Consider the following 25,402-nt stretch of genomic DNA (forward strand, 5'->3'; position numbering starts at 1 on the left):
CGATGTCGACCGCGCTGGTAGCGGCCGTGGTAGCCGTGTCGACCTTAGCGGCGCCGAGGCCGAGAGCGTCGGAAACAGCACCGATAGCGCCGTTGTCGGACTTCATGCTGGTGGCGATCGACCAGTAAGCGGCGTTGTCCGAAGCCTTGGCGATGCGCAGGCCGGACGAAACGTGGCTCTGCGTCTGCTGCAGACTGCCGCTGATGCCACGCAGCGTCTGGAGAGCTGCCATTGCAGCGTTGTTGGTAAGAATGCTCGTCATTAAATTTCTGCCCCGTTTTTGGCAATTGTTAGATTAAGGGACATTCCGGACCTAAACCGGTAGCGGCATTCAGCATCATGCCTGTTAACCCAATCCGTTAAGGTTAACTCGCCGTTTCGATGGTCCTAAAAAATAGCAATATGGTTAAGGAAGACTAAACTCGCCCCCCTTTGGAAGGCACATCCGAGAAAAATTCCCAGATCGGGAAGCACCTGACTTGTCGAGTTTCGCAGCGGCTCGACCAGAACTTCCACTCGGCATTGATTCATTCAGTCACCAGGATGTCATTGAGGGACTTGCTATATCGACATCGGAGCAGGTCGCGCGAATAGCAAAGCTGCTTGAAACCGCTCGCCGCATCTAAGGTCCCAAAAAATGCTTGGCTGCATCTCGCCGCAGCGGAGCAGCCGATATCATTGACCTATTTCAAGTCGGCAACTGCAATGTCCAGTTGGCGATCAGCATGATGGCAAGACCTGCCGCCGAAACGGTTTATCACTGACAAACTGCGCTCATACGGAGCGGCAAGGCGGGACGGGACGTCCGCTGTCGAACATCGATCGGACAAGGGCCTGCCTTTTCCTCTACGTCCCAAAGCCCAACCGCAAACGCGAAAAAGAGGGCCGATTAGAGGTTCGCTGAAATGGCAACCTGGAATAGAAAGCCCATCGATGGCCGCGAATTCCTAGGGCCGCTCAGCAATAGAGCGCTTGTAAAGCGCAATCAGCCGCCTTGCGATTTCCGGCCATTCGCGCACCTTCAACTCGGTGGCTCTAATCTCCGGCGCTGGGTCCGGAGGCAACGCGCCGTCGATCAGCCGGGCGACGATAAGTGTTGCGCTTTCAGCGTCTTCTATCGGATAGGAGACCTGCTTCAACCAATCCGGCGTGGTCTCGCTATGAGTTGTCAGTAGCGTTACACCGTGATCGAGACATGCGAGCGCCGAGCCACGCTTGTCAGTGACGCCGCCGGGAAAGGGCAAAAGTGCCATATCGGCTGCTGCGAGCTCTCGCGACACGTCATCTGAGGGCAAGCTTAGTGCCAGGCGCACTCTAAGATCCCTTTCAGCGGCGCGGACCATTTCCACGATTTCGCTGTGACCATCCACGAGCGCCCCTATCATCACCGCTTCGATGTCGCGCCCCGCCGTCTTGAGGCGGCGTACGGTCTCAATGAAGACCTCTATTCCTTTATCCCGCGAAATTTGCCCGAAATAGACGATCCTGCGCGCAGCTCGACGCTCGAGCTGCACAGTATGTCTTGGGATGTTGTTGCCGATCGGCATGACGACCAGCCGGCTTTTCGAAAAAGGAAACCAGCGAGCGAAGAGATCCCTTTCCTCTGAGCTCGAAAAGACGACAGCTTTCGACAATAGCGCGTAGACCAGAAAGATCAGTTTCCGGGCAAGCGAGAAAAGTCGGAACTCATGTAGTGTCACGAATGAATGTGAAAACAAAAGAGGTATCAGCGCCGGCCCAAACGACTTGCCCATTCCAAGCGATGGGTATTGCAGATGAAAAGCAGCGTCGCGGCCATGTCGCCGCCTGATGTCCATAAGCGTCGAGAATGAGAAGTTGGCTGGATATTCAACAACGGCAGTAACGCTCGTTCCGGCGAACGCTGCGGCAAGTCGTGTCGTGTAATCGGCCACACCGCACATGGAATCCCTCGGAGACGCGACAATAAAGACCACCTTCAAAGCATTCTCTCCGAAACTGGCATCCCTGCGATCGATTGCTTGGATCAAGCCCCCATACAAATGCGGGCAATACACCAGCAAACTGATAAGATGTTGTAAATGCGCGGACTCTCTCGTCGAGCCAACAACTTTATCAATGCCATTGAGACAAGCTCTCTGGTGTCAACGGTTCTTGGGGCCATTGCCCAACGCGACGGAGCTGAAATCAAGGATCGAGCGACAGGGACTATCAAAAGGAAAGGGCTGAGCAGCCTTTATTGCGACGACGTCGCAACCCGCTCTCAGCCCGGCCTCGATCCCTGCCGGCGCATCTTCGAAGACCAGACACCGGCCGGGCGATACGCTCAGTCGCTCCGCAGCAAGAAGATACCCTTGGGGGTCAGGCTTCCCTCGAACAACATCCTGCGCAGTGATCAAGATCTCGGGAATGGGCAGGCCTGCCGCGGTCAAGCGCTTGACCGCCAGGCTACGGCCAGCGGAAGTCACAACCGCCCACTGTTCGTTCCCCAACTGGTCGACGAATTGCTGAGCACCGCAAACGGCGACGATGCCCTCATCTTCCTCCGCCTCAATCGCTTCGAGCTGTCGTGCCTCGTCGGCCGGATCCATGCCGGGAAGATCGAACTGACGGACAGTGTCTATCGTCCTGCGACCATGGGAGACCGCCAGAATTTTCTGAAGATCCAGCCCATGTCGTCGAGCCCAGCCCGACCAGACGCGCTCAACGACGGCGCGTGAATCCACCAACGTTCCATCCATGTCAAAAAGGACTGCGTCATAGTCGCGTTCAAAACACTGGATTCCGGGTTGCCGTCTGGGATTCATATGTGTCCTGCTTCCATTGTACCGGTAAACTTTGTCTGCGCTCCCGAACGAGCCACGACGTATCTATGGGATCACCTCAATATGCGTCTTGACGGAATTTGCGATGAAGCATTGCTCATGGGCCGAGTGATGGAGTTCCGCTTCCATTGCCGCGGAGGGCGCTTCGCCAGCATAGGTAATGGTTGGATTGAGCTCAACGCGGCTGACAACCAATTTTCCATCGACCTTCTCCATCACGCCAGTCGCCTTGTCGGTATAGCTCTCAACGACGATCCGCTTTGGCGCCGCAAGTGAGAGAAATGTCAACATGTGGCAGCTGGAGATCGCCGCGATATAGGCCTCTTCCGGATCGACGTTGGCTTCCACGGAATAAGGAATGGGCACGATATGCGGTGATGCGGACGCCGGCACGACGTGACCGCCGTCAAAGCGCCACGTGTGGGCCCGGCTGTAGCGTTTGTCGGTGAAGACGGCCCCTTCGCGCTCCCAATGCACCTCGACGGTCATTTTCATATTGCCTTCCCTCCTTGCGCATGGTGTGGATTCTGATATGTATACGCGTATACATAAAAACTCAGACAGGCAAGATGTCGATTAGCGAACAACTCAGATCGGAAATCCTCACGGGTGCACTGCCGCCGGGAACCTGGCTGTCTCAGACAGATCTGGCAGCGCGGCTTGAGGTGAGCCGCATACCCGTGCGAGACGCGCTCCAGCAACTCGCGTCAGAGAGATTGGTCGTTCTCATCCCCGGCAAAGGGGCTCAGGTCGTTCAACTTGACCAGAACGAACTTTCGCAGGTGTTTGATCTGAGAATACTGCTGGAATGCGATCTGCTGCGGCATGCCATGGCATCCGTCACCGAGGCCCACTACGGCGAAGTGAAGTACGCTCTTCAAAAGTCCGCTCTCGAAGCAGGCAGGCCGGGGTGGATTGAGGGTGACTGGCTCTTCCACTCAACGCTTTACGCGCCGGCAGGCCGTCAGCGCCAGCTTGCCATGATTGAGGAATTGCGCAGGAATTGCGTGATGTATTCGGCGCGCTACGACACGCTGATCGACGAAACGCCATCGTGGCTCGACGACCACGAAAAGATGGCCTGCGCCTATATTGAAAAACGAACCGATGATGCCGTTTCACTGCTCAAGCACCATATCGAAGGCGCAAGAGAGTATTTGGTTCGGCCACAGGTCCCTCGCTTGGACGCCACATCGCAAACGTGATTGGAACGAGACTTGAGATGGATGTCAGGCATGCGCGAGAGCGGCGAAACCGCCCAGAACTTGCTGGCGCCCATCGACGATCACAAACTCCATGGCTCTGTGCGCGGCAAGACAGTCCCGCGCCGCGATGGCATCGACGATCGCCATATGTGTGTCGGCAATATTGGCGAAGTCGTTGGTCGAGGCCGGCGCGCTCATGCGGAACATGCCGACCAACGCTGCCTCGATGAGCCCGCCGAGCGATCGCACGAACGGATTCTGCGAAGCTTCGGTGATGGCCAGATGGAAATGAAGGTCGGCCACGGCAAGACTGTCCGAGGTGTGATGTGGGGCAGACATGGAGACTGCGAGTCGGCGCAGAAGATCGATGTCCTCGCAACTGGCACGCTCCGCCACAAGGCTGGCCGCAAGCGGCTCGAATGCCAGACGTATGTCGTAGAGGTGGAGAAGGAACTCCTTGCTCACTCCACTTTCGAAGTGCCAGGTAAGGATTTCATTATCGAACATGTTCCAATAGATTCTATCGGTAACCCGAGTCCCCACGCGGGCGCGCGGCACGACCAGCCCTTTCGCCGCGAGCGTCTTCATACTCTCGCGAAGAACGGTGCGAGAGACTTTGAAGCGCTCCAGAAGCTCATTATCACCCGGAAGGATGGTGCCGACCGGAAATGCGCCGGAGACGATGGCCTTGCCAAGGGCGTCAACAACGTGACCATGGCTCGTTCGCGACTTTCGCTCGGTTTTTTGGGTGCCAAGAATTCTGCTAGGCAAGCGCTCCGTCCTTCCCTCAGACATATTGTCGATTGAGGCGGGAGAGCAGCAGGAGGCCCTTCTGCATTACGATAAAGGCAAACAACAAGAAGCCGATCACTATTTTCGTCCACCAGCTGGAAAGTGTTCCATCGAAGGTTATGTAGGTTTGAATGAGACCCTGTATCAGAATGCCGATGAGTGTTCCTCCAACGAACCCCGCTCCTCCCGTCAGCAATGTTCCACCTATGACCACAGCGGCGATGGCATCGAGTTCGACGCCGACCGTGGCAAGCGAATATCCCGCCGACGTGTAGATGGAAAAAACTATTCCGGATAGACCGGCAAGAAAGCCGGACAAGGCATAGATCTTTATCGTCGTGCCGCCTACCGGCACACCCATGAGCTCAGCCGTCTGTGCCCCACCTCCCAGCGCATAGACATTCGCACCGAAACGTGTGCGTTGCGCCAGAACAATGCCGCCCGCAAAGACGAGCAGCATAATGCCACCAATCAATGTCAGTCGGCCGCCGCCGGGCATCAGCCAATAGAGATCGTTGAGCTGCGTGTAGAAGTCATGCTCGATCGGAATGCTGTCGATTGACAGCACGAAGGCAATGCCGCGCGCCAGGAACATTCCAGCCAGCGTGACGATGAAGGGCGGCATGCTGAGATAATGGATGATCGCGCCCATCCCAGCACCGAAAATCGTAGTGATGACAAGGACGAGGACGAAGGCGACCAGGGGATGGATCGTCGTGTCGCGAAGGACGACCGCCAGGAAAATACCCGTAAAGGCGATGATCGAGCCGATCGACAGATCGATGCCTCCTGAGATGATCACGAACGTCATGCCGACGGCTGCAATTCCCAAAAAGGCGTTGTCGGTCAATAAGTTGCCGGCGACCCGGGTCGACAGCATGTTCGGATACTGCGTTACGCAGCCGGCATAGGCGAGAATGAAGATGAGGATCGTCGCGAGGAGCGGAAGATATTTCGAATTCACTTTACCTGCTCCTTTTGCACCATCTGCCCCTCATTGCGGCGGCGCAAGAAGAACGCGGTCGCGGACTGCATGGCAGGCGACTGTATGACCAGAATGATAATGACGATGATCGCCTTGATCACCAGGTTGAACTCCGGCGGAAAGCCCGAGAGCAGGATGCCTGTATTGACCGATTGAATGATCATTGCTCCGATCAGCGAACCGACAATGCTGAAGCGCCCGCCCAGCAGTGAATTGCCGCCAACAACCACGGCAAGGATTGCATCCAGCTCAAGCCACAAACCGGCATTATTGGCGTCCGCGCCCTTGATATCAGCGGTTACGATGATACCGGCGATCGAAGCGCAAAGGCCGCTCAACACGTAAACAGCCATCAGCAGTACCGGAGTCCGAATGCCGGACAGCGTGCTTGCCCGCCGATTAATGCCGATGGCTTCGACAAGCATGCCAAGAGCCGTGCGGCGAACGAGCAGGATGACAATAAGCGCTACGATCAGCCAGATCACCACCGGCATGGGCAGTGCCGCGAAGGAACCACTGCCAAGAAAGATGAGCGCGTCATTGTTGAAAGTGAGGATCGTACCTTCGGTGATCAATTGCGCTATGCCGCGGCCGGCAACCATCAGCACCAGCGTCGCGATGATCGGCTGGATATCGAGGGCTGCGACGAGCAGACCGTTCCACAGTCCGCACGCTAGGCCGATACCGATTGTCAACAACAGGGTATAGGCAAGCGAATAGCCGCCAACGCTTGAAGATGCGGCTACTGCACCACAGATCGCAATGACTGCGCCGACGGAGAGGTCGATCCCTTTGGTGGCGATAACCAAGGTCATGCCGATAGATAGAAGCGCCACAGGCGCTCCACGCCGGAGCACGTCGATCAAGCTTCCGTAGAGCCTGCCATTTTGAATTTCCAGATGAAAGAACTGCGGAAACATGATGAAGTTCAGCAGGAGAATCGCCACAAGCGCAATGAGCTGCGGCATCAAGCGAAGCAAGAAAGCTTTGAATTGTGGATTCATGCGTCTTCCCTCGTCTTCTCTGCCGTGGCAATGGCCTCGATGATGTTTCCAGCGGTCACGTCGCTTCCAGTCAACTCGGCAATGTGCTCGCGATCCCGAAGAACGATAACGCGGGAACTATAGGCGACGAGTTCTTCAAGTTCAGACGAAATCACCACGAGAGACATTCCCTGCCGGCAGAGATCTTCGATCAGGCGAATGATTTCCGCATGGGCACCGACGTCAATGCCGCGGGTAGGCTCATCCAGAATAAGAAATCTCGGATTGGTCGCCAGCCAGCGCGCGAGGATCGCTTTCTGCTGGTTGCCGCCGGACAGAAGCCGGATGGGCTTTTCGCGGTCGGTCGTGCGTATATCCAGTGCCTTGATGTAGTGATCGGCAATCGCGTTTTGCTCGCTGCGGGCCAAAGGCCTTGCCCAGCCCCGCCGTGCCTGCAATGCCATGATGATGTTCTCGCGAATGGAAAGATCACCGATGATACCATCAGTCTTACGATCTTCCGGACAGAAGCCGAAGCCATTCCTGATGGCGGCGCGCGGGTTGGAAAACGTCACTGCATTATCATCGATTCTTGCTTCACCGCTATCGGCACGCTCGACGCCGAAGAGCACTTCGGCGGTTTCGGTTCGCCCCGATCCGAGCAGGCCGGCTATGCCGACGACCTCACCAACGCCCACTTCCATATCGAAAGGCTTGATCTTGCCGCGCTTGCCAAAATTGGTGAAGCGATATCTTACCGGGCCATTTTCCGTCTCGGTCTGCCTGGCCGCACTTTCAGTCTCCGCAAGCTCGCGTCCGAGCATCATGGCGATTAGCGTTTGACGTGGAAGATCCTCCGCGTCACGTGTTCCAACCAGGCGGCCATTGCGCAGAACCGTGATACGATCGCAGATTTCGTAAACCTGCTCAAGAAAATGCGTGATGAAAACAATTCCCAGGCCGCGCTGCTTCAATCGCCTGACGATGCCGAACAGCATTTCGACTTCGTGCGTATCAAGGCTTGCGGTGGGCTCGTCAAGGATCAGAACCTTGCCGGAGAGATCGACTGCTCGAGCGATCGCAATCACCTGTTGGATCGCAACTGAGAAGCGATCGAGCTGACGGCTGACATCGATATCGATCCCGTATTGCGCCAGAAGTTCTCTCGCCATGCTATTCATGATGCGGCTGCTGACCATGCCGAACCGCCGAGGCTGGCGCCCAAGGAAGAGGTTTTCCGCCACGCTCAGATTGGGTAGAAGGTTGACCTCCTGATAGACGGTCCCGATCCCGAGTTTTTGCGCCGCCAGTGTATCGTGCGGATCGATCTCGGCTCCGCCGAGAACGAGCGAGCCGGCATCACGCCGGTAGGCACCGGTCATGCATTTTATCAAGGTCGATTTTCCGGCGCCGTTTTCGCCAAGCAGCGCGTGAACTTCGCCGCGCAGCAATGTGAAATCGACATGGTCGAGAGCGGTCGAGCCGGGGAAATATTTACAAATGCCTGTCGCTGTCAGAAGTCGCTCGACGTCGTGAGCCATGAAGCACGGATGTCCTTGCATTGAGCCAGTGGGCGAAAGCGATAGCCGGCGCTTCCATCGAAGCGCCGGCATCTTTCATGAGGATCGTACCGGCGGCATGGCCAACCCGCTGCGATCGCGCTTTCGTCTCAGTAACCGAGGTCCTTCTTTTGCTCGTAAACCTTCTGCGGATCATCCGCCTGGGTGTAGAGCTTGGATTCGGTCTGGATCCACTTCTGTGGCTCCTTCTTGGTCTTCAGATAGGCATCGAGCGCATCGAAGGCGGGACCGGCCATGTTCGGGGTCAGTTCCACGGTTGCATTCGCCTCGCCGGAGGCCATCGCCTTGAAGAGATCCGGCACGGAATCGACCGATACCGTCAGAATGTCCTTGCCCGGCTTCAAGCCGGCTTCCTTGATCGCCTGGATGGCGCCGACGGCCATGTCGTCGTTATGGGCATAGAGCGCGCAGATGCTCTTGCCGCCATTCTCGGCCTTCAAGAAGCTTTCCATGACTTCTTTGCCCTTGGCGCGAGTGAAGTCGCCAGTCTGGCTGCGGACGATCTTCAGGTTGTCGTGGCCCTTGAGTGCCTCTTCAAAACCCTTCTTGCGGGCGATGGCCGGCGAAGAGCCGGTCGTACCCTGCAGCTCGACAATATTGCACTTCTTGTCGCCCACCGCTTTCACCAGCCAGTCGCCGGCAACCTTGCCTTCGTGGATCTGATCAGACGTGACAGCCGTCAGATAGAGATCCTTCGGCGCGTTGATCGTGCGATCAAGCAGGATAACAGGGATTTTGGCTTCTTTGGCCTCTTTCAAGACGGCATCCCAACCGGTTTCCACGACCGGTGCGAGCAGGATGGCGTCAACGCCCTGAGCGATGAACGAACGGATCGCCTTGATCTGATTTTCCTGTTTCTGCTGCGCGTCTGCGAATTTCAGATCGATGCCGCGCTTCTTGGCCTCCTGCTTGGTCAAGGTGGTTTCGGCCGCACGCCAACCGGATTCCGAACCGATTTGCGAGAAACCGACGACCAGATTTTTGGCCGATGCAGATGTGAACATGCAGGCAGCAAGGATCGTAGCGCTGATCAGTGCAGTCTTCAATTTCATGATGTCCTCCAAAGGGCCATCTCCAAGGCCCATGGTCAAAACATCATATAGTAATACTTTTGTAAATCGACATTCGACGATGCAGTGCAGCAAAAATGAAAGCCCTGGGACGATCTGCCGCTATTGAGACAACTGGAGATGGCTGAGAACACCTCCCCGGGGGGGCCGTTGCAGCTTCGTTATGCAACCTCGAACAGGAAGTTGCGGTGGATGCAGGCATGATGCAGATGGTGATCACTCGCGTTTCTTTCCGCAGATGGCCGGTCCCGTGGAGCTCGGGACGGACAAGTAGTATGCCCTCGTGCATCTGCTCTCACCGATCGTCAGAGTAAGCTCACATGCAGCGCCGGGGCGAGAAACCAAGCAGGTCGCTTTATGACGGGCAGTGCTGACAATCTCGGTGCACCTCAAAAACGCAAGATCCGTTCCTGCTTGATATTCCTGCTCTATCTGAAGAGTCGGTAGCCCATATCCTTCGCCAGCAGGCGATTTGTGCGCTCACATGGAACGACGCAAGTTGATGCGCTTGCGCTACGGCTCGTCGCGGAACTCCAGCGGGACGCCCCCCCCTCCGAGATATGGCGGCAAATCCAAATTCGAGAATCGCCGGAAGCGCATGCCCATCAGCTTTGGCATCGATCATAGTCCCTGTTCACCAACGCCGAGAGTGGTTTCATTTTGAGGTTGATTAGTCATAATATAACTAGTATCAATCTTACTATGAAAACTCCTAAACGCTCTCCCGTCGCCCTTGCCATACTGGCCATGCTCTTTGAGGCACCCATGCATCCCTATCGAATGCAGCGCCTCATCAAGGAGCGCGGCAAGGATGAGGTCATTAACGTCTCGCAGCGCGCCAGCCTCTACCAGACGATCCAGCGGCTTGATCGGGATGGCCTGATCCTGGCGCGCCAGACCGCCCGTGCCGACAAGAGACCCGAACGCACCGTCTACGAGATCACCGAAAGAGGTAGGGAGATCGTGATCGCGTGGATGCGCGAGATCCTCTCGAAGCCGGCGATGGAATATCCTGAATTTCCGGCAGCTATTTCTTTCCTGCCGCTCCTCTCTCCCGAAGACGTCCTGCAGCAACTCAAACGTAGGGCAATGGCGATCGAGGTGGAGCTCCAACGGACAGCTGAACTTTTGGAGCAGGCGGCCGCAGTGCCGAGACTGTTCCTGCTGGAATCGGAATATCTACGAGCGGTGCAGGCCGCGGAACTTGCCTGGGTGAAGGCCGTTGCCGAGGATCTCCGCACCGGGCGCCTCACGTGGAGCGAGGCGTGGCTTCGGCAGATTGCCGCTGAATTCTCGTCTGAACAAAAAAAGGACCTCGAGTGATCCCATGCGCGTTCTGATTATCGGCGCCGGAACCGGCGGACTGGCCTTAGCTCATGCGCTGAAACAAGCGCATATCGACGTTTCCGTGTTTGAGCGCGATCTTGTGCCGAACGCTGATACCGGCGGCTACCGCGTCGGCATCAGTCCGGCTGGAAGTCGTGCACTCAAGGCCTGTGTTCCGCCAGATCTATACGATCTGTTCGCGGCCACCTGTGCCCGGGCGCCGACCAATTTCAGCATGCTCACCGAGCGCTTCCAAGAAGTTCTGTGCCTCGAGCTGGATGGTCACGCGACCGACCCAATGGATGGCGAGAAAAACGTCATTCGCAAGACGCTGCGGCGCGTTCTGCTCATGGGGCTCGAAGAGCAGGTTTTCTTCGGCAAGCGCTTTGAGAGCTTTAAACATAATCCGGATGGAACGGTAACCGCTTGCTTCGAGGATGGGAGCCGCGCGACTGGCGATGTCCTCGTTGGCGCCGATGGAACGGGCTCGGCTGTTCGCAAACAGCGCCTGCCACAAGCACGGCTGGAAGACACGGGGATCGTCGCCATTGGCGGTAAGCTTCCGATGACCGCCGAGAGCAAGGCGCTGCTTTCACAGAAGATGTTCCACGGCATGTCGATGATCATGGCGCCAAGGGGCTTCGGCGCCATCATTCATTCGCTCGAATTTTCGCAAAACCGATCCAGTCAGGACTTCGCCGCACGCTGGCCGAATTTTCTCGAATTTCTCGATGTCGACAGCATAGGCTGGGCCCTTTGGGGCGCTCGCCAAAATTTTCTTAGAGATCCCGCACCCTTGAGCGGAGTGGAACTGCAACGGCTCGGCTTGGAGCTGACCCGAAATTGGCATCCGCATATGCGCGCGCTCATACAGATGACCGACCCTTTGGCGCTCACCTCTCTCTCCATGAGAACGTCGATCCCGCTTTCGCCTTGGGACAGCTCGAACGTTACTCTGCTTGGCGATGCAGTCCATACCATGACGCCCGGGCGCGGTGCGGGCGCCAATACGGCGCTTCGTGATGCCGCCCTCCTCGCCAAGTCACTTGTCGCAGCCAGTCTAGAGCAGAGACCACTTCTCCAGGCCATTCACGCTTATGAAGCCGAGATGCTTCGGTACAGCGCCGAGGCGGTCAAGGATTCAAAGAAGCAGATGAACGCATCCGACATGATCCATCGGCCGGCTGCGGGAAGGCTGCAACTTGCCATCATGCGGGGTGCAATGCGCGTCATCAACGCCGTCCCCATGCTGAGGCAGCGCCTGTTACGGAAAATCATGATGGTTCGCGGCGAGAATTGATGGGCGCTACCGTTCCGCATCGTTTGACGTTAAAGTCGCGCCTTCAGCCATCATAGGGGTTCGGAACCGGCTGATCCGCTGCGTTGCGGAACTCATTGATCTCGGCAGCATCATCGATGATGAGCTTAAGGTCAGCCTCGGGATACGTGCAGACAGCCTTTCCCGATCGTGTGCCAATGCCAAGAAGGCGTAGCGGTGCGTGGGAGCGGTTCTCGAAACTATGCGACAGGGCAAGGCCGGCGGGATAGGCGCAGACGGCTCCGGGGCCGAGAAGATGCACCTCGCCGCCCTCCAGAAGCACCGCCTCGCCTTCGAGCACCTGAATCAACTCATCCTCGGATGAATGCCAATGTGGGATTGAGCTCAGGGAGCCAGGCGGAAGCACGACAATCCAGGCACCGAACTGGGTGAGGCTGCCGGCTTCGGAGAGCGGAATGCACTGCGAGGGGCAGCAAGGAGCTCTGCCATTGTCGATTAGTGGCATGTCAGAAAGACGGTATTTCGGCATCTCGAACGGGCCTCCGACGCGGTGCGATCAGAACTTTATAGCCCAGCGCAAACCCGGGGTGAACCACCAGGCAAGTCAATCGCTGTCATCTTTCCGTTGCTTGGAGCAGCTATTGCCGTTGGAATATCCGGCTAAGAATTCTCGGGGCTCTCTTCATGCAGTTCGTGCACACGTTCGAGCTTTATCCGTTTCTCGACACCACGATCAGTCTTGCCGCTGCCTTTCTCCTCGGCACGCTGATAGGAGCTGAGCGTCAATACCGTCAGCGCACGGCGGGCCTGCGAACGAATGTGCTTGTGGCAGTCGGCGCTGCCGCCTTTGTCGATCTGGCGCAACGTATCGCCGGAACCACCGAAGCCGTACGCGTGATTTCCTATGTCGTTTCGGGAATTGGTTTTCTCGGCGCCGGCGTGATCATGAAGGAGGGTATGAATGTCCGGGGCCTCAATACCGCGGCAACCTTATGGTGCTCGGCGGCGGTAGGCGCGTGCGCCGGAACAGATATGATTGCCGAGGCTGCGTTGTTGACGGTCTTCGTGCTTGCCGGAAACACACTGCTGCGACCCCTGGTCAATGTCATCAACCGTATCCCGATCAATGAACAGGCCGCTGAGGCAACCTATGAAGTCAAGGTGATGACCAGTCGCGAGGCAATGCCGGAGATGCGAGACCTTCTGATCGAACGTCTGGAAGAAGCAGATTATCCGGTTGGTGACGTTGAAGTCACCGATCGAGGCGCAGACAGTGTCGAGATCATCGCCACCCTTGTCAGCACCGCGGTCGATCCTGAGGAGATCGACGCCGTCACGTCCTACATGGAAGACCAGCGGGATATTGCCAGCGCAACCTGGGAAGGAAGCACCAAGGATTGAAGGTCACTTTTGCAATGGTAGTGATTAATGCGGCTGTAGCGGCGGCGCAGGGCTAGCGCGAAAGCGCCTTGCTGGAATGATCGCCGTCTCGTCCATCTCATATCCGGCGCCCGATGGCCGGTCAAATGGACTTGCTGGGTCGCCGTTCGCAAGAGGCGCCGGCCGGCAAGAGCGTTCGGCCTTCCAAGATTGGCTTGGGATCGGTAGGTCATGGGCTCAACTGCCCCGTTGGAACGCCAGGCGCAGCCCCCACGTGATGCCAGGCCCAACCGATGTGACGTGATCCTTGTCAGGGATGACGGCAAGGCTCGTCGTCAGGCCCTCATAGTTTCTTGATGTGAGAAGCTGCTCGAAGGTCTTCGCGTCCTCAACCATGTCCTTCGTGAAGCCGTGGCGGCCAGCCTCGTATCGGCTGACTTCCTTGCCGCCGACATAGAGGAAGACGTTTGCCGGAAGGCTGTGATGTCCGGCTGCGAACTGCTTTTCCATCTCCAGGATCACGTGTGAACCATACCAAAGGGACGGGCTGCCGATGATGTAGGTCTGGAACATGCCGGGGTCACGTAGAAGGATGGTCGCCGCGAGGAGCCCGCCATAGGAGTGACCCCAGAATATCCGTTTGGCCGGGTCGGTGTGATAGTGCGCCTCGACCAACGGAATGACGACGTCCTTGACGTATGCCTGATAGGCAGTTGATCCGCCGTAGACATGGCCCGTCGAAGGTTGGGCGGTCGGCGTGTAGTCACGGCGGCGGCTATCCTCAAGCGATTCGCCATCCGCATAGCCCAGCCCGACAACGACAAGGTCCCTTTTATCGGCCTCCGTCAGGTCACGGATTTCGCAGATGTGACGCGGAAACGCCCGGCCCCCGTCTGCCAGGAACAGCACCGGATGCAACGCGGGACTTGCGGGGTCAAACCCTTGGGGGAGACTGACGAACAACTGGTATTTGCGCCCCGAGACCGGATCGGGCAGCGGGACGGAGTAAGTCTTCGCGTCGCATTGCTTCGCCCCCGGCGTTGCCACCGCGCCACGCGGCACTAAGCACGGCGACAGGAGAAATGCGGCGAGGACAATGCCAAGATGCGATGGGATCCGGCCGGAATTTCCCGGATGAGCTTTGTCTCGCTGGTGAAGGGGCATGCGATCCATTCCGTTTGTCTGACGTTCACGGCGGCTATTTTTCCATTGCCTTAAGACTGGCTTAAGGTGGCCCCCGTCTGTCTGGCTTCAAAGCGGAGACAGACTTGAAATGCAAGACGTTGACCTCATCATTCGCCGCCGAACGCTTCTCGTGGCCGCAGTCGCGGGTCTCCTCGCAGGCTGTTCCACCACGACGCCTCCGATACAGACCGTTTCCTTAACCGCGCCAGCCGGCGATGATCCACTCCCAGCCGCACTCGCGATCTATGCGGCGATGCCGCAGGAAGAGTTTCCAATCCCGGCGGTGGATCTGGGACAGGTCGAGCCACGGTTCAGGCGGCAGGTCGTCGAGTATCCGACGAACGAAAAGGTCGGGACGCTGATCGTCGACACGCCCAACAAGTTCCTCTACCACGTCCTGCCCGGTGGCAAGGCGATGCGGTATGGCATCGGCGTCGGTCGTGATGGCTTCTCCTGGTCGGGGCGGGCGACCGTCGCCTACAAGCGGGCCTGGCCAAAATGGACCCCGCCTGACGAGATGGTCGCGCGCGATCCGCGCCTGCGACCGGTCAGCAAGGAGAATGGTGGCATGCCGCCCGACCTTCGAAATCCGCTTGGCGCCCGGGCGCTTTACATCCATCAGGGTGGGAAGGACACGCTCTACCGCCTTCACGGCACCCCCGAAGCATTCTCGATTGGCAAGGCGGTGTCGTCCGGCTGCATCCGGCTCCTGAACCAGGATGTGATCGACCTCTACAACAATGTCCGGGACGGCAGCACGATCGTCGTCCTGCCCGATCCGTCAATGCGGGAGCAGCCCGGTGCGTGAAGTCCATTCCAAAGTCTTGAAAAGGAGAGCAGATGTGAAAAACGAAATCGAAATGCGGGCGCTTGGGCGTCGCGCCTTTCTTCAGATATCCGTCCTTGCGGCGGCGGCACTTCCGGCGATCGCCTTTGCGGACGATGACCTCGGCATGGCGATGATTCTGCGCGATCCGGCCGCACCTGTCACCGGCAATCCGATGGGGAATCTCACCGTGGTCACCTTCCTCGACTACAATTGCCCTTGGTGCAAGAAGACGGCCGTGCCGATGCGTGAGGCGGTCTCGAAGGATGGAGGTGTGCGACTGGTCTACAAGGACTGGCCGATTATCACGAAGGACTCGGTTGACGGCGCACGGCTTGCGCTCGCTGCAAAATATCAGGGCCGTTACGACTCCGTCCACGAGGCCTTGATGGCGATCAAGACACCTAAGGTGAAGGTTGACGAGATGCGGGATGTCGTCAGAAACACCGACGGTGTCGACTTCGCCCGCCTTCAGGATGATCTTGCAAAGCATGAAACGGAGATCTCTGCGTTGTTGAAGCGGAACGACGATCAGGCGAGGTCGCTCGGCCTGCGCGGCACGCCCGCCTTCATCGTCGGCAAATATCTTGTTCCCGGGGCAATCCAGAGCGCCGACGAGTTCACGGACCTCTTTGCCAAGGCCCGTCAGCAGGGCTAGCCACGTGCCTTCGCGATCGCGTCCTTCAGACCCTTGCGGTCGAGGACGCCCGCGAAGGTCGTCGACCCCACCACGAAGGAAGGGGTGCCAACGAATTTGAAGGCGGACGCCTGCAGCCAGTTGCGATCTAGCAGGCTGGAAATCCATGCCTGGTTCTTGACCACGGCCTTGCCGACGTCGTCGAAGGTTAATCCGACCTTGGCAAGCGCCTTTTCCACATCGGTCTGCTGCAGTTTCAAGGGCGTGCGGAACATCGCATCGAGCGCCTTCTCATACTTGCCAAGCTTTGCGGTCGCGAGCACCGCCTGCGCCGCGATGATCGACGCGCCGCCGAAGACTGGCCAGTCCTTCATCACGAGCCTGACCTTGCCATCTTGCTCGACGACCTCCCGGACCGTCTCGTATGACGTCTTGCAGTACGGGCATTGATAATCGAAATACTCGACCACGGTGACGTCACCGTTCGGATTGCCGAGAACGGGTGCTTCGGGATCGCTCAGAACCAGTTCGCGGCTGGTTGGATCCGCCGTTGCTCGCGCAAGTGAGGGAGGAAGTATGGCGGCAAGGGCTGCGCCCACTGTGAAATGTCGGCGAGTAAGGTTCATGAAGGGGCTCCCCTGCTAGAATTGATGGATTGCGCGGTGGCTGCCGCTTTCGCCGCAGCATCGATCACATTCTGCGCAGAGATCTCGCCGACCAGACTGTCCGCCGCAGAAGCGTCCCTGCGGAAGAACAGCATGGTCGGAGGGCCGACAACACCGTTGTCCGTCATCAGCTTCTGCTTGGCCGGCGTCATTTGCGACAGATCGACAATGACAAGATGAGTATCCGCAAGGCCAACAGCAACCCGGGGGTCGCTCAGCACCGAGCGGTCGATGACATGGCACGAAACGCACCAGTCGGCGGTGAAGTAGACGAGGCTCGGCATGCTGCTCTTCGCAAGGGCGCTCCGCAGTTCCTCATCGTCAGAGACGCTCACAAAACTCGCCTTGCTTAGGCCGGGCGACGGCGTCGCAACGCTGCCGCTGAATCCCTTCAACGGCTGGAGCATGCTTGTCGCACCACTTGCTGCTCCGAAGGCAAGGAACGCACCATAGAGAATGGCGAGAAGACTGCCGGATTTTACCAACCTCCGCCCAAGCCCCGTCTCCGGAGACATGGTATCGAATGCACCGAAGCACACGCCGACTGTCACGAGAACGGCCGCAGAAAGTCCAAGCGTCACGGTCGGCTCGACCAGACGGTCAAGATACCAGACCGCGGTGCCGAGGAATATGAAGCCGAACAGCCACCGGACCTGGGTCATCCAGGCGCCCGCGCGCGGCAGCAGCGCTGCTCCCGACGTCCCGATGACGATAAGAGGGATGCCTTTTCCGATCCCGAGTGCGAACAGCGCGGCGGCGCCAAGCGCGATGTCGCCAGTCTTGGCGATGTAAAGGAGCGCACCCGCAAGCGGGGCTGTCACGCACGGGCCAAGCAGCAGCGCGGAAGTGAAACCCAGAACGGCCGTCGACCCGATCGTTCCACGGAGCGTGCGTTGGCGACGAGCGAGTCGGTCCCGTAGGAATGCCGGTAGCTGGATCTCCACCATTCCGAAGCTGGCGATAGCTAGTAGAACGAATAGCCCGACCATCACCCCCACGGCCATTCGTGACTGAAGCGCGATCTGGAAGCTCTGGCCAAGCCATGCGGCAAGCACGCCGAAGAGGCTGAAGGCCGCAGCGAGTGCGACGACATAGACGACGGATAGGAAGAATCCCCGTTCAGGCGACAGCGAAGTGCCCTGCCGCCCAAGGGTCGCCGCAAGGATCGGATACATCGGAAAAACGCAAGGCGTGAAGGCGAGAAGCATGCCGAGACCCACAAAGGATGCCAGCAGTAGGGCCATACCACCGCGGCTCAGGATTCCCTCGACCATCCCTGCATCGGCAGGTGCCGCAGATTGTTCGACCGCCTCCATAGTCGCTGAAGGCGGAATGAGCGTGAAGGGCTTGAAAGCGGTGGCGTCTGGCGGCCGTGGCGCCAAAGGGTCGTCCGACCCCATGCGCAGGCCATCAACCTGGACCGTGCGGACCGGATAGCAGATGCCGCCGTCCTGGCAGCCCCTGAACGACACCTTGAGCTTTACCGGGGCGTTGGCAAGCTTTGCCGCCACCTGATCAAAATAGACCTCGGTGGTGCCGAAACCGGGATCGTCCTTCATCGCTCCCGATGGCGTCTGCAGATCGAGTTTTCTCCCATCGTCCGTATTTGCCTCGAGGGCGTCGCGATAAAGGTAATATCCCTTTGTGATCTCCCACCGGAACGTCGCAATGGGGCCTGACCGATCGACAGAGAGCTTGAAGGCGTCCTCCATCCTCATCGGCGCATCGACGGCAAATGCTGAGCCGCATAACGACAGTAAGACAAGGATCGCGAACGGAAGATTGAGACGCATTCTTTCTCCTTATGGGATAGGCCATTAACAGATACGGCCTGCGGCCGCCAGCTTAAGGCAGCCTTAAGGTATGCAGCGGAGATCTCCGCAGCCGACAGATGGAGTGTTCGATGCGCCTGCTCGTGGTGGAAGATGACGATGTGCTGCTTGATGGTCTGAAGGTCGGATTGGAACTTGCCGGCTTCACGGTCGATACAGTGACGACGGTGGCGGATGCGCGCTCTGCCCTCGAGCACGTCCGCTTTGATGCGGTCGTTCTTGACGTGATGCTCCCCGACGGAACTGGCCTCGACCTGCTGCGGCACGTCCGGGACCGCCGCGACCGAGTGCCTGTCCTGTTGCTGACGGCCAAGGACGCGACCGCCGACAAAATATCCGGCCTTGACGCCGGGGCTGACGACTATCTCGGCAAGCCGTTCGATCTCGACGAGGTCGCTGCACGCCTGCGGGCCATCATCAGACGCGGCGAAGGACGTGCGGAAGGCATTCTGGAGAGCCAGGGGGTGACGCTTGATCCTGCCAGGATGGAGGCTCGAAAAGACGGCAGTATCATCCCGCTCTCACGCCGCGAGTTCGCGATCATCAACGCGCTCATGCAGAACCCTGGCATGATCTTCTCCAAGTCGGTGCTCGAAGAGAAACTTTACGGCTGGCAGGAGGACGTCGAAAGCAACACGATCGAGGTCCACGTCCACAAGCTTCGGGCGAAGCTCGGCACGACGTTTATCGAGACCGTCCGTGGAGTCGGCTACCGGGTAGGAAGGATCGCCTGATGTCCATTAGGGTAAGACTATATACCGTTCTTCTTCTCATGACTGGTGTCGTCTGGCTCTCGGCCTGCGTCTGGATCTATGCGAGCACCAAGGAACGTCTTGAACATGTCCTCGACGCACGACTGGTCGAGTCCGCTAAAATGGTCAGTTCGCTCGTCGGAGATCGGCCTGTCATGGCGGGCTTCAACGGCGAGGCAGCAAGTTCCGGGCCAGGCCTTGAAGCCGAGCCTATGGAAGCTCCGTCCTATGAGCGTCAGCTCGCTTGCCAGATCTGGTCGGTCAGCGGGAAGCTGCTCAGCAAGTCCGACAGCGCGCCCGTCGCGTCGCTCTCTGATCACGCTACTGGGTTCCAGAACACGACGATCAACGGCGCGGCCTGGCGCGTCTATGCCGTAATCAAGCCCGACCTTGGCGTGAGAGTGCTTGTCGGGGATAGCCTGCAGGTCCGGGACCGCCTGGTCGACGATGTCATCAAGGGCCTGCTATATCCGGCAATTCTCATCATGCCATTGATGGTCGGGCTGATCTGGTTGTCGGTATCCAAAGGACTGGCTCCCTTAGAGCGACTGGCAGCAAGCCTGACCGCCCGCGACGCCTCGCAGCTTCATCCATTTGTCGACCGGAGCACAGCCTCGGAGCTACGCCCCATGATCCACGCCCTCAACAGTCTGCTCTCTCGCGTCCAGTCTGCCCGGGAAAGGGAGCAGGAGTTCATCACCTACGCTGCGCATGAGCTGAAGACACCGCTTGCGGGACTGAAGACGCAGGCGCAGGTCGCAATGCGTTCGACCGACCCGGAAGTGCAGCGTCAGGCGCTGAAACGGATCGAGCAGAGCGTCGACCGAACGAGCAGGATGGCGCGACAGCTTATCGACCTGGCGGCGGTCGAGGCTGTTGAAAGTGTCGCCCGACCCGAACAGATGGTCGACGTATCGACCCTCATTCTCGATGTCGCGCACGATCTCGAATTTCTGCAGAAATCGCGGGGCGTCCAGGTGATCTACGCACCGCCGCATCGGGCAAGACCTATCTCCATTGCTGCCGACGCATCACTTCTGCGACTGGCGATCCGAAACATCATGGAGAACGCAGTACAGCATGCACCGTGCGGATCTGTCGTCGAATGTATAACACAAGTGACCGATGGGAAGCTCAGCGTCATCGTCTCCGACGAAGGGCCTGGCATCTCAGTCGACGAGCAGGAGAAGGTTCTTCAGCGCTTCTATCGATCACCGCGTTCCGTGCCCGGCGGAAGCGGACTCGGGCTTGCCATTGTCAAGATGTCGATCGAACGTCTTGGAGGAACGCTCAGGTTTGGAGGACCAGCCCCCCGATTCCACGTCCGGCTCGAAGTCTAGCGCCAGCGGACGGTCAGTAGAATGCGCGCGACTGGAGGGGTGTCGACTTACCTTTGCAATGGGCGATACCCCTCCAGATAGCGCGCATCCGATCGATCCTCAACGAGCGTTGAGGCGACCCTTCTTAGGAACGAGCGCGTCTCGTTTCACTTTTGCTCACGTTCAATCTCCCACCGATACTTGCCGCGATGGCGAGTTCGGCCAGCGCCGCGACGAGCATGATCGCGAGAAAGACATTCCGTCCGAAATGGACGAGCACCCAACCGCCCACGGCCGGGAAGCCGAAGATACCCACAAAATAGGACATGGCGAACCAGGTCAGCGCTGCATGGCGGTAGCGGGGTACGGTGTTGTTGACGGCCCAGGTCTGGATGACCGAATAGACGAGACCGTAACCGATGCCGGTGAGGATCGCCGAGAGGATCTGGAAAGCCGGGTGAATGCCGATGCCGAACATAGCGGCGACACCCAGGCACATCGAGGTCAAGAGAGCGGCGGCAAGCTGCGTCTGCGGTAGCGTTGCCAGGAAGCGAGCAAGCAACAGCCGGGCGGCAACGACGGTGATGGCATACACGCCGAAGAAGGTTGAGGCCGTGGCCGCCGTTCCTTCGACCAGCGAGGACTGGAAGGTCAGCAAGCCGGAGAAGACGCAGGCGCCGAGCGCGACCATCAGGATCGGCCGGATCGAAGCGCTGCGGGCAATCGCGCCGATATCGCGCACCCAAGGGCGGAGTGCAACCGTTCGCGGTGCGCCCGGCGCCATCGAACCGAAGCTCCAGAGCAGGACGGAAGCAGCAAGGCATGCAGCACCGACCAAAATGAAGGTGGTCTCGACCGAGAGCCCCGCCTGCGTCAGTACAAGGTTGAGAATGACAGGGCCGCCACCGATTCCCGCCATCTGGAAGGCTCCGAAGCGGGTAAACCAGAAACCGCGATCGGCATCGGTGACACGCTCGGAAAGCGCCATCGGAACGCCGATATAAAACATCCCCCAGCCGAGCCCGATCAGGAAGCCCGATACGAGCGGTAGGCCGAGGCCGCTGCCTCCAGCGAAGGCAAGCAGCAGGAACCCGAGCGCCACGGCGGCGCTGGCAATTGCGCTCATGCGCGCCGCGTCGATGCGCCCGGAAAGCCAGCCGACCAGCGGCACGCCGGTGAAGGTTCCCACCATGGCGGCGCCGAGCGTCAGACCAGTATCCACATCGCTGCCGCCATGGGCACGGTAATAGGTCGAAAACAGGAAGGTAGCGCCATAGCCCGCCGCAGCAAGCATGGTGCCGGTGAAAAGGAGGGGTGCAGCAGACTGGCGCATGGGCATTTCCAGGCAACGGTTGAAAGTGGCCCAGTAAAAGTGGAGAATGGAAAGAATTTCCAGAGCCACTTCGAGTCGATGATGCAAGCCACTTCACCCCGCCAGACCGACGCCCGGACCCTCCGCCGCGAAAGTGCGGCAGCCGGTTTCCTGCCCGAGCTCGATGCGTCGTCGTCCGTTCCCGCCGTGCGTCAGCTCTATCTGCAACTGCGCGGCGGCATCGTCGCGGGAACGCTGCAGCCCGACCACCGGCTGCCCTCGACCCGAACGGCGTCAGTCGAATGGTCGCTGTCGCGCGGGCTGATCGCCGAGGCCTATGAGATGCTGATCGCCGAGGGCTACGCAAAGGGGCGGCATGGCTCCGGCACCTATGTCGCCTCCGGCCTGCCACCAATGCCAATCGGAAGCGGCGGCGCGCGCGAGCCGGCTGACAACAGCGCGCGGCGCGCGATTTCCACAGCAGCGCGGCTGACAATGCGCACGGACCTTTCACCACCCGCCCAGATCGCCTTTGCCACCGGCCGGGTAATCCACGACAAGCGCACCGCCGGGCTCCTGAAGCGGCTTGCCAACCGCCATAGCGATTATGCCAACGACGGCTACCGCGATCCGCAGGGTGAACTATCGCTACGCCAGGCCGTGTCAGCCCATCTTGCCGCCTCGCGCGGCGTGCGCTGCGATCCCGGACAGATCTTCATCACCTCAGGCACCCAGCAGGCGCTGGATTTTGCCATTCGTGTGCTCGTCTCGCCCGGCGAGAGCGTGATGATCGAGGATCCCTGCTACCCGCCGGCCCGGCTCGCTTTCCTCTTGAACGGCGCCGAGATCACTGGCCTGCCTGTCGATAGAGAGGGACTGATCACCGAGCGGCTGTCTCTCCATGACGGCCCCGCGCCGGCGGCGATCTACGTCACCCCATCGCATCAATATCCCTCGGGTTCGGCCCTGCCGCTGGCGCGCCGGCTGGAGTTGCTCGCCTTCGCGCAGGCCCGCGGCAGTTGGCTCATCGAGGACGACTACGACAGCGAATTCCGCTATGACGGCCATCCGATCGCCTCACTGCAGGGCCTCGATGCGACGCGACGGGTCATCTACGCCGGCACCTTCAGCAAGGCACTGCTGCCGGGCTTCCGCGTCGGTTATTTGATCGTTCCCGACGATCTCGTCGCTGCCTTCCGCGCGGTGCGCCCGATCATCGACCGCTTCCCGGCGCCACTCAACCAGCTTGTCGTCGCTGATTTTCTCAACGAGGGCTATTTCCCGGCCCATCTGCGCCGCCTGCGCGAAAGCTACCGTGCCGCCCGTGATAATCTCGCCATGCTCCTGAAAGAGCGGCTCTCTGCCCATCTGATCGCTCAGGTGCCTGAACAGGGCATTCATTTCACCGTCAGAAGCACCGGCACATGGACCGATGACCAGGCACTGGCCGAAGCTGCGCTGAAGGGCGGTGTCGTCGTCATTCCGGTCTCGCCGATGCATATCTCGGCCTCCCCGGAACCGCGGCTGCTATTGGGTTTCTCAGGGCTGACGATTGCGGAGGCCGATCTCGCAACACGGCGGCTGGCAAACGTTTTGGAGCACACCCCGTTCACCCGGCGTTTTCCACCGACGTAGCGCGCGTACTTTATCGGCTCCGGCAACCCGATGAACTCACCGAAACCTTTTTCGCACGCGGTTTTTGATTTAGCTTCCGCTTGGCAATTCCCAAGGTTGCGGATCTGTGAGTGCACCACCGAACAACATCATCTTTTTTTGGTTTTCTCAATGAATGAACATGTCAAACCCGTCGAGCTCAGGAAAGCGTTTCGCCTGGTCAATCACGGCCCGACTGTCTTGTTGTCCGCACGCAACGGCAGCGTCGACAATGTCATGGCAGTAGCCTGGTGCTGCGGGCTCGACATTGACCCTCCGAAGCTCACTGTCGTCGTCGACACGATCGCTCACACACGCTCGTTGATTGAGTCTAGCGGAGCTTTCGTGGTGCAAGTGCCAACCGTCGCACAACTCAAGCTGACACGCGAGGTTGGTAGCAGGACATTGTACAAGGAGCCCGAAAAGCTCCGAAATTCAGGGGTGTCGATCTGCGAGATGGCGGGTCATGACTTGCCATTTGTCGAAGGTTGTTCTGCATGGCTTGCCTGCCGGCTGATCAGCGAGCCGCACATTCAAGATGTCTATGATCTCTTCATCGCAGAGGTTATCGCCGCATGGGCGGATGATCGCGTGTTTCGCGACGGACACTGGCATTTTGAGACCGCCGGGCCGGAATGGCGTAGCCTTCACCATGTAGCGGGAGGGCATTTTTACGCAATCGGAGAGGCATTTCCTACCGATTCTAACGGAGATTAGATCGTCGGGGACCAGGCCTGTCCTCGCAGGAAGCCGCCGACCGTGGCACAATCCACGCACTTGGCTCGGGCGGCGATTCGTCGCCACCACCTCATATTGCAACCGACACCACTCGAGTGCACTCGAAGCCGGATAAAACCTGGGCGGCAACCTCAATCAGGTCGGGGATCAGCGCCTGCGCGACGCAGGGCGCCAGGCCGAATGGCGAAATGGCGAAAGAGAGCCCGGCTCAGCGCCGATTCTGACTGGTAGCCGACATCGGCAGCAATCTCGCTCAGTGAGTCTGTCGTGTGAGCGATGCGGTTGCGAGCGATCCCGAGCCTTATCTCGGTGAGAAACGCAAGAGGCGACATTCCGCATATGCGGCGAAAGGCACGGACAAGTGTCGCGCGCGAAACCGCGCCGATGGAGGCAAGTTCGTCCAGGCTCCAGTGACGCGCCGGGGCGCCGAGCATGGCAAGAGCCGCTTTTGCCGTTTCACGATGACCAAGAAGCGCCAGCAGCCCATCTGCCGGAGGCTCGGCTTCCAGATGCGCCCTTAAAAGCATGACAAAGAGCGCGCTTGCCAGATCGCGCGCGATTGCCGCCGCGCCGGCTCGATCGGCGTCCAGTTCGTCGCGGATGGTCTCCGCCAGCTTCCGGCAAGCGACTTGTCCGCTGAAACGAAGTATGACTGCCTGGGGCAACAGCATCAGCAGAAGATCGTTGGTTGCGCTCTCCAAATTCAGCCGGCCACAGATCAGTTCGGTCTCGGAGATATTTCCTTCCGTTTCCTTGATGCGGATGGCATTTGTTTCGGTGATCCGGATCGCCTGATGAAAATGATCTCCGTCGCCGCCATAAGCGACATGGGCATCACCGTTTGGAAGCAGCAGCACATCGCCCGCCTCCAGCCGGATAGTCGGCTGCCCTTTACGCTCAACCGAGCAGGCCCCCTTCGTTACAATATGAAAAGCTGCCCAGCCCTTAGCTTCCGACCTGTGGGCCGAGCGCCAACTGCCGCCGAAACGGCAGAAATCCTGCAACTCCGGCCGCACTCTCAGCAGGGGGGCAAGCAAGCGCAATACGTCTTGGTGTCCAGTCATTAGCACGCCCAGGCA

Annotated in this window: 24 protein-coding genes and 2 pseudogenes; 11 read left to right on the plus strand and 15 right to left on the minus strand. The window is 59.0% G+C overall.

The window, feature by feature from the left end; genetic code table 11:
* Positions 1 to 262: pseudogene (locus tag QD461_RS31400) on the minus strand (flagellin); the annotation flags it as partial.
* 470 nt (positions 263 to 732) lie between these two features.
* On the opposite strand from QD461_RS31400, the pseudogene QD461_RS31405 reads away from it, so the two are divergent.
* A pseudogene (locus QD461_RS31405) lies at positions 733 to 837 on the plus strand (IS6 family transposase); the annotation flags it as partial.
* A 110-nt stretch (positions 838 to 947) separates the two neighbouring features.
* Here the strand turns inward: QD461_RS31405 and QD461_RS31410 are convergent.
* From QD461_RS31410 to QD461_RS31420, 3 genes are all read right to left on the minus strand, one after another.
* Positions 948 to 1,955, minus strand: a complete 1,008-nt coding sequence (locus tag QD461_RS31410) for a glycosyltransferase (protein ID WP_414091081.1) — start codon at positions 1,953 to 1,955, stop codon at positions 948 to 950.
* 168 nt (positions 1,956 to 2,123) lie between these two features.
* Positions 2,124 to 2,786 carry an HAD family hydrolase gene (locus QD461_RS31415; RefSeq protein ID WP_414091036.1) on the minus strand — a complete coding sequence of 221 codons (663 nt, stop codon included), beginning with the start codon at positions 2,784 to 2,786 and terminating at the stop codon, positions 2,124 to 2,126.
* A gap of 63 nt (positions 2,787 to 2,849) precedes the next feature.
* On the minus strand, positions 2,850 to 3,299 hold the full coding sequence (locus QD461_RS31420) for an OsmC family protein (RefSeq protein ID WP_414091037.1): 450 nt from the start codon (positions 3,297 to 3,299) through the stop codon (positions 2,850 to 2,852).
* A gap of 74 nt (positions 3,300 to 3,373) precedes the next feature.
* On the opposite strand from QD461_RS31420, the gene QD461_RS31425 reads away from it, so the two are divergent.
* The gene (locus QD461_RS31425; protein ID WP_414091082.1) at positions 3,374 to 4,009 is read left to right on the plus strand and encodes a GntR family transcriptional regulator; all 636 of its coding nucleotides are present in this window, start codon (positions 3,374 to 3,376) and stop codon (positions 4,007 to 4,009) included.
* A 24-nt stretch (positions 4,010 to 4,033) separates the two neighbouring features.
* Here the strand turns inward: QD461_RS31425 and QD461_RS31430 are convergent, their stop codons facing one another.
* The 5 genes from QD461_RS31430 to ytfQ form a co-directional block, all read right to left on the minus strand.
* Positions 4,034 to 4,804, minus strand: a complete 771-nt coding sequence (locus QD461_RS31430; protein ID WP_414091038.1) for a FadR/GntR family transcriptional regulator — start codon at positions 4,802 to 4,804, stop codon at positions 4,034 to 4,036.
* Positions 4,797 to 5,765, minus strand: a complete 969-nt coding sequence (yjfF, locus tag QD461_RS31435) for a galactofuranose ABC transporter, permease protein YjfF (RefSeq protein WP_414091039.1) — start codon at positions 5,763 to 5,765, stop codon at positions 4,797 to 4,799. Before yjfF ends, QD461_RS31430 begins: the two co-directional genes overlap by 8 nt.
* Positions 5,762 to 6,790, minus strand: a complete 1,029-nt coding sequence (locus tag QD461_RS31440; protein ID WP_414091040.1) for an ABC transporter permease — start codon at positions 6,788 to 6,790, stop codon at positions 5,762 to 5,764. Before QD461_RS31440 ends, yjfF begins: the two co-directional genes overlap by 4 nt.
* Positions 6,787 to 8,310: a galactofuranose ABC transporter, ATP-binding protein YtfR gene (ytfR, locus tag QD461_RS31445; RefSeq protein WP_414091041.1), complete on the minus strand. Its 1,524-nt coding sequence runs from the start codon at positions 8,308 to 8,310 to the stop codon at positions 6,787 to 6,789. The genes QD461_RS31440 and ytfR overlap by 4 nt, the downstream gene beginning before the upstream one ends.
* Positions 8,311 to 8,438: 128 nt before the next feature.
* Positions 8,439 to 9,401 carry a galactofuranose ABC transporter, galactofuranose-binding protein YtfQ gene (ytfQ, locus tag QD461_RS31450; RefSeq protein ID WP_414091042.1) on the minus strand — a complete coding sequence of 321 codons (963 nt, stop codon included), beginning with the start codon at positions 9,399 to 9,401 and terminating at the stop codon, positions 8,439 to 8,441.
* A 720-nt stretch (positions 9,402 to 10,121) separates the two neighbouring features.
* On the opposite strand from ytfQ, the gene QD461_RS31455 reads away from it, so the two are divergent.
* Positions 10,122 to 10,742, plus strand: a complete 621-nt coding sequence (locus QD461_RS31455; RefSeq protein WP_414091083.1) for a PadR family transcriptional regulator — start codon at positions 10,122 to 10,124, stop codon at positions 10,740 to 10,742.
* A 4-nt stretch (positions 10,743 to 10,746) separates the two neighbouring features.
* The gene (locus QD461_RS31460; RefSeq protein WP_414091043.1) at positions 10,747 to 12,045 is read left to right on the plus strand and encodes an FAD-dependent oxidoreductase; all 1,299 of its coding nucleotides are present in this window, start codon (positions 10,747 to 10,749) and stop codon (positions 12,043 to 12,045) included.
* Between the two features lie 43 nt (positions 12,046 to 12,088).
* Here QD461_RS31460 and QD461_RS31465 read toward each other — a convergent pair whose 3' ends face one another.
* On the minus strand, positions 12,089 to 12,553 hold the full coding sequence (locus QD461_RS31465; protein WP_414091044.1) for a cupin domain-containing protein: 465 nt from the start codon (positions 12,551 to 12,553) through the stop codon (positions 12,089 to 12,091).
* Positions 12,554 to 12,708: 155 nt separating this feature from the next.
* Here QD461_RS31465 and QD461_RS31470 point away from each other — a divergent pair, with 155 nt between their 5' ends.
* The gene (locus QD461_RS31470) at positions 12,709 to 13,425 is read left to right on the plus strand and encodes an MgtC/SapB family protein (RefSeq protein WP_414091045.1); all 717 of its coding nucleotides are present in this window, start codon (positions 12,709 to 12,711) and stop codon (positions 13,423 to 13,425) included.
* Positions 13,426 to 13,641: 216 nt separating this feature from the next.
* On the opposite strand, the gene QD461_RS31475 is transcribed toward QD461_RS31470, so the two are convergent.
* Positions 13,642 to 14,568, minus strand: coding sequence for an alpha/beta hydrolase (locus tag QD461_RS31475; RefSeq protein ID WP_414091046.1), 927 nt, complete (start codon positions 14,566 to 14,568; stop codon positions 13,642 to 13,644).
* 109 nt (positions 14,569 to 14,677) lie between these two features.
* Between QD461_RS31475 and QD461_RS31480 the strand changes: the two genes are divergently transcribed.
* Positions 14,678 to 15,397 carry a L,D-transpeptidase gene (locus tag QD461_RS31480; RefSeq protein WP_414091047.1) on the plus strand — a complete coding sequence of 240 codons (720 nt, stop codon included), beginning with the start codon at positions 14,678 to 14,680 and terminating at the stop codon, positions 15,395 to 15,397.
* A 34-nt stretch (positions 15,398 to 15,431) separates the two neighbouring features.
* The gene (locus QD461_RS31485) at positions 15,432 to 16,073 is read left to right on the plus strand and encodes a DsbA family protein (RefSeq protein ID WP_414091048.1); all 642 of its coding nucleotides are present in this window, start codon (positions 15,432 to 15,434) and stop codon (positions 16,071 to 16,073) included.
* Here the strand turns inward: QD461_RS31485 and QD461_RS31490 are convergent.
* The gene (locus tag QD461_RS31490) at positions 16,070 to 16,678 is read right to left on the minus strand and encodes a DsbA family protein (RefSeq protein ID WP_414091049.1); all 609 of its coding nucleotides are present in this window, start codon (positions 16,676 to 16,678) and stop codon (positions 16,070 to 16,072) included. The genes QD461_RS31485 and QD461_RS31490 overlap by 4 nt on opposite strands.
* Positions 16,675 to 18,510 carry a protein-disulfide reductase DsbD gene (dsbD, locus tag QD461_RS31495; protein WP_414091050.1) on the minus strand — a complete coding sequence of 612 codons (1,836 nt, stop codon included), beginning with the start codon at positions 18,508 to 18,510 and terminating at the stop codon, positions 16,675 to 16,677. Before dsbD ends, QD461_RS31490 begins: the two co-directional genes overlap by 4 nt.
* 110 nt (positions 18,511 to 18,620) lie before the next feature.
* Here dsbD and QD461_RS31500 point away from each other — a divergent pair, with 110 nt between their 5' ends.
* On the plus strand, positions 18,621 to 19,283 hold the full coding sequence (locus QD461_RS31500; protein ID WP_414091051.1) for a response regulator: 663 nt from the start codon (positions 18,621 to 18,623) through the stop codon (positions 19,281 to 19,283).
* Entirely contained in the window at positions 19,283 to 20,641 is a 1,359-nt protein-coding gene (locus QD461_RS31505; protein WP_414091052.1) for an ATP-binding protein, read from the plus strand. The genes QD461_RS31500 and QD461_RS31505 overlap by 1 nt, the downstream gene beginning before the upstream one ends.
* A 124-nt stretch (positions 20,642 to 20,765) precedes the next feature.
* On the opposite strand, the gene QD461_RS31510 is transcribed toward QD461_RS31505, so the two are convergent.
* Positions 20,766 to 21,953 carry an MFS transporter gene (locus tag QD461_RS31510; RefSeq protein ID WP_414091053.1) on the minus strand — a complete coding sequence of 396 codons (1,188 nt, stop codon included), beginning with the start codon at positions 21,951 to 21,953 and terminating at the stop codon, positions 20,766 to 20,768.
* A gap of 78 nt (positions 21,954 to 22,031) precedes the next feature.
* On the opposite strand from QD461_RS31510, the gene QD461_RS31515 reads away from it, so the two are divergent.
* Both QD461_RS31515 and QD461_RS31520 read left to right on the plus strand, forming a co-directional pair.
* A complete protein-coding gene (locus QD461_RS31515; protein ID WP_414091054.1) occupies positions 22,032 to 23,567 on the plus strand; it encodes a PLP-dependent aminotransferase family protein in 1,536 nt (511 codons plus the stop codon).
* 30 nt (positions 23,568 to 23,597) lie between these two features.
* Positions 23,598 to 24,302: a flavin reductase family protein gene (locus QD461_RS31520; RefSeq protein WP_414091055.1), complete on the plus strand. Its 705-nt coding sequence runs from the start codon at positions 23,598 to 23,600 to the stop codon at positions 24,300 to 24,302.
* Positions 24,303 to 24,454: 152 nt separating this feature from the next.
* Here the strand turns inward: QD461_RS31520 and QD461_RS31525 are convergent, their stop codons facing one another.
* A complete protein-coding gene (locus QD461_RS31525; RefSeq protein ID WP_414091056.1) occupies positions 24,455 to 25,387 on the minus strand; it encodes a cupin domain-containing protein in 933 nt (310 codons plus the stop codon).
* Positions 25,388 to 25,402: the final 15 nt, after the last annotated feature.

The organism is Rhizobium sp. BR 314 (genome assembly GCF_047445805.1).
GTDB lineage: Bacteria > Pseudomonadota > Alphaproteobacteria > Rhizobiales > Rhizobiaceae > Rhizobium > Rhizobium lusitanum_B.

What these genes read in the sequence shown, in the direction of transcription:
- QD461_RS31475 (WP_414091046.1), bottom strand. Translation starts at nt 14,568, where the DNA reads ATGCCCCTTCACCAGCGAGACAAAGCTCATCCGGGAAATTCCGGCCGG.
- QD461_RS31425 (WP_414091082.1), top strand. Translation starts at nt 3,374, where the DNA reads ATGTCGATTAGCGAACAACTCAGATCGGAAATCCTCACGGGTGCACTG.
- QD461_RS31480 (WP_414091047.1), top strand. Translation starts at nt 14,678, where the DNA reads ATGCAAGACGTTGACCTCATCATTCGCCGCCGAACGCTTCTCGTGGCC.
- QD461_RS31500 (WP_414091051.1), top strand. Translation starts at nt 18,621, where the DNA reads ATGCGCCTGCTCGTGGTGGAAGATGACGATGTGCTGCTTGATGGTCTG.
- QD461_RS31470 (WP_414091045.1), top strand. Translation starts at nt 12,709, where the DNA reads ATGCAGTTCGTGCACACGTTCGAGCTTTATCCGTTTCTCGACACCACG.
- QD461_RS31465 (WP_414091044.1), bottom strand. Translation starts at nt 12,553, where the DNA reads ATGCCGAAATACCGTCTTTCTGACATGCCACTAATCGACAATGGCAGA.
- QD461_RS31505 (WP_414091052.1), top strand. Translation starts at nt 19,283, where the DNA reads ATGTCCATTAGGGTAAGACTATATACCGTTCTTCTTCTCATGACTGGT.
- QD461_RS31520 (WP_414091055.1), top strand. Translation starts at nt 23,598, where the DNA reads ATGAACTCACCGAAACCTTTTTCGCACGCGGTTTTTGATTTAGCTTCC.
- QD461_RS31455 (WP_414091083.1), top strand. Translation starts at nt 10,122, where the DNA reads ATGAAAACTCCTAAACGCTCTCCCGTCGCCCTTGCCATACTGGCCATG.
- ytfQ (WP_414091042.1), bottom strand. Translation starts at nt 9,401, where the DNA reads ATGAAATTGAAGACTGCACTGATCAGCGCTACGATCCTTGCTGCCTGC.
- QD461_RS31420 (WP_414091037.1), bottom strand. Translation starts at nt 3,299, where the DNA reads ATGAAAATGACCGTCGAGGTGCATTGGGAGCGCGAAGGGGCCGTCTTC.
- QD461_RS31510 (WP_414091053.1), bottom strand. Translation starts at nt 21,953, where the DNA reads ATGCGCCAGTCTGCTGCACCCCTCCTTTTCACCGGCACCATGCTTGCT.
- QD461_RS31460 (WP_414091043.1), top strand. Translation starts at nt 10,747, where the DNA reads ATGCGCGTTCTGATTATCGGCGCCGGAACCGGCGGACTGGCCTTAGCT.
- QD461_RS31525 (WP_414091056.1), bottom strand. Translation starts at nt 25,387, where the DNA reads ATGACTGGACACCAAGACGTATTGCGCTTGCTTGCCCCCCTGCTGAGA.
- QD461_RS31490 (WP_414091049.1), bottom strand. Translation starts at nt 16,678, where the DNA reads ATGAACCTTACTCGCCGACATTTCACAGTGGGCGCAGCCCTTGCCGCC.
- ytfR (WP_414091041.1), bottom strand. Translation starts at nt 8,310, where the DNA reads ATGGCTCACGACGTCGAGCGACTTCTGACAGCGACAGGCATTTGTAAA.
- QD461_RS31515 (WP_414091054.1), top strand. Translation starts at nt 22,032, where the DNA reads ATGATGCAAGCCACTTCACCCCGCCAGACCGACGCCCGGACCCTCCGC.
- QD461_RS31415 (WP_414091036.1), bottom strand. Translation starts at nt 2,786, where the DNA reads ATGAATCCCAGACGGCAACCCGGAATCCAGTGTTTTGAACGCGACTAT.
- QD461_RS31430 (WP_414091038.1), bottom strand. Translation starts at nt 4,804, where the DNA reads ATGTCTGAGGGAAGGACGGAGCGCTTGCCTAGCAGAATTCTTGGCACC.
- dsbD (WP_414091050.1), bottom strand. Translation starts at nt 18,510, where the DNA reads ATGCGTCTCAATCTTCCGTTCGCGATCCTTGTCTTACTGTCGTTATGC.
- QD461_RS31440 (WP_414091040.1), bottom strand. Translation starts at nt 6,790, where the DNA reads ATGAATCCACAATTCAAAGCTTTCTTGCTTCGCTTGATGCCGCAGCTC.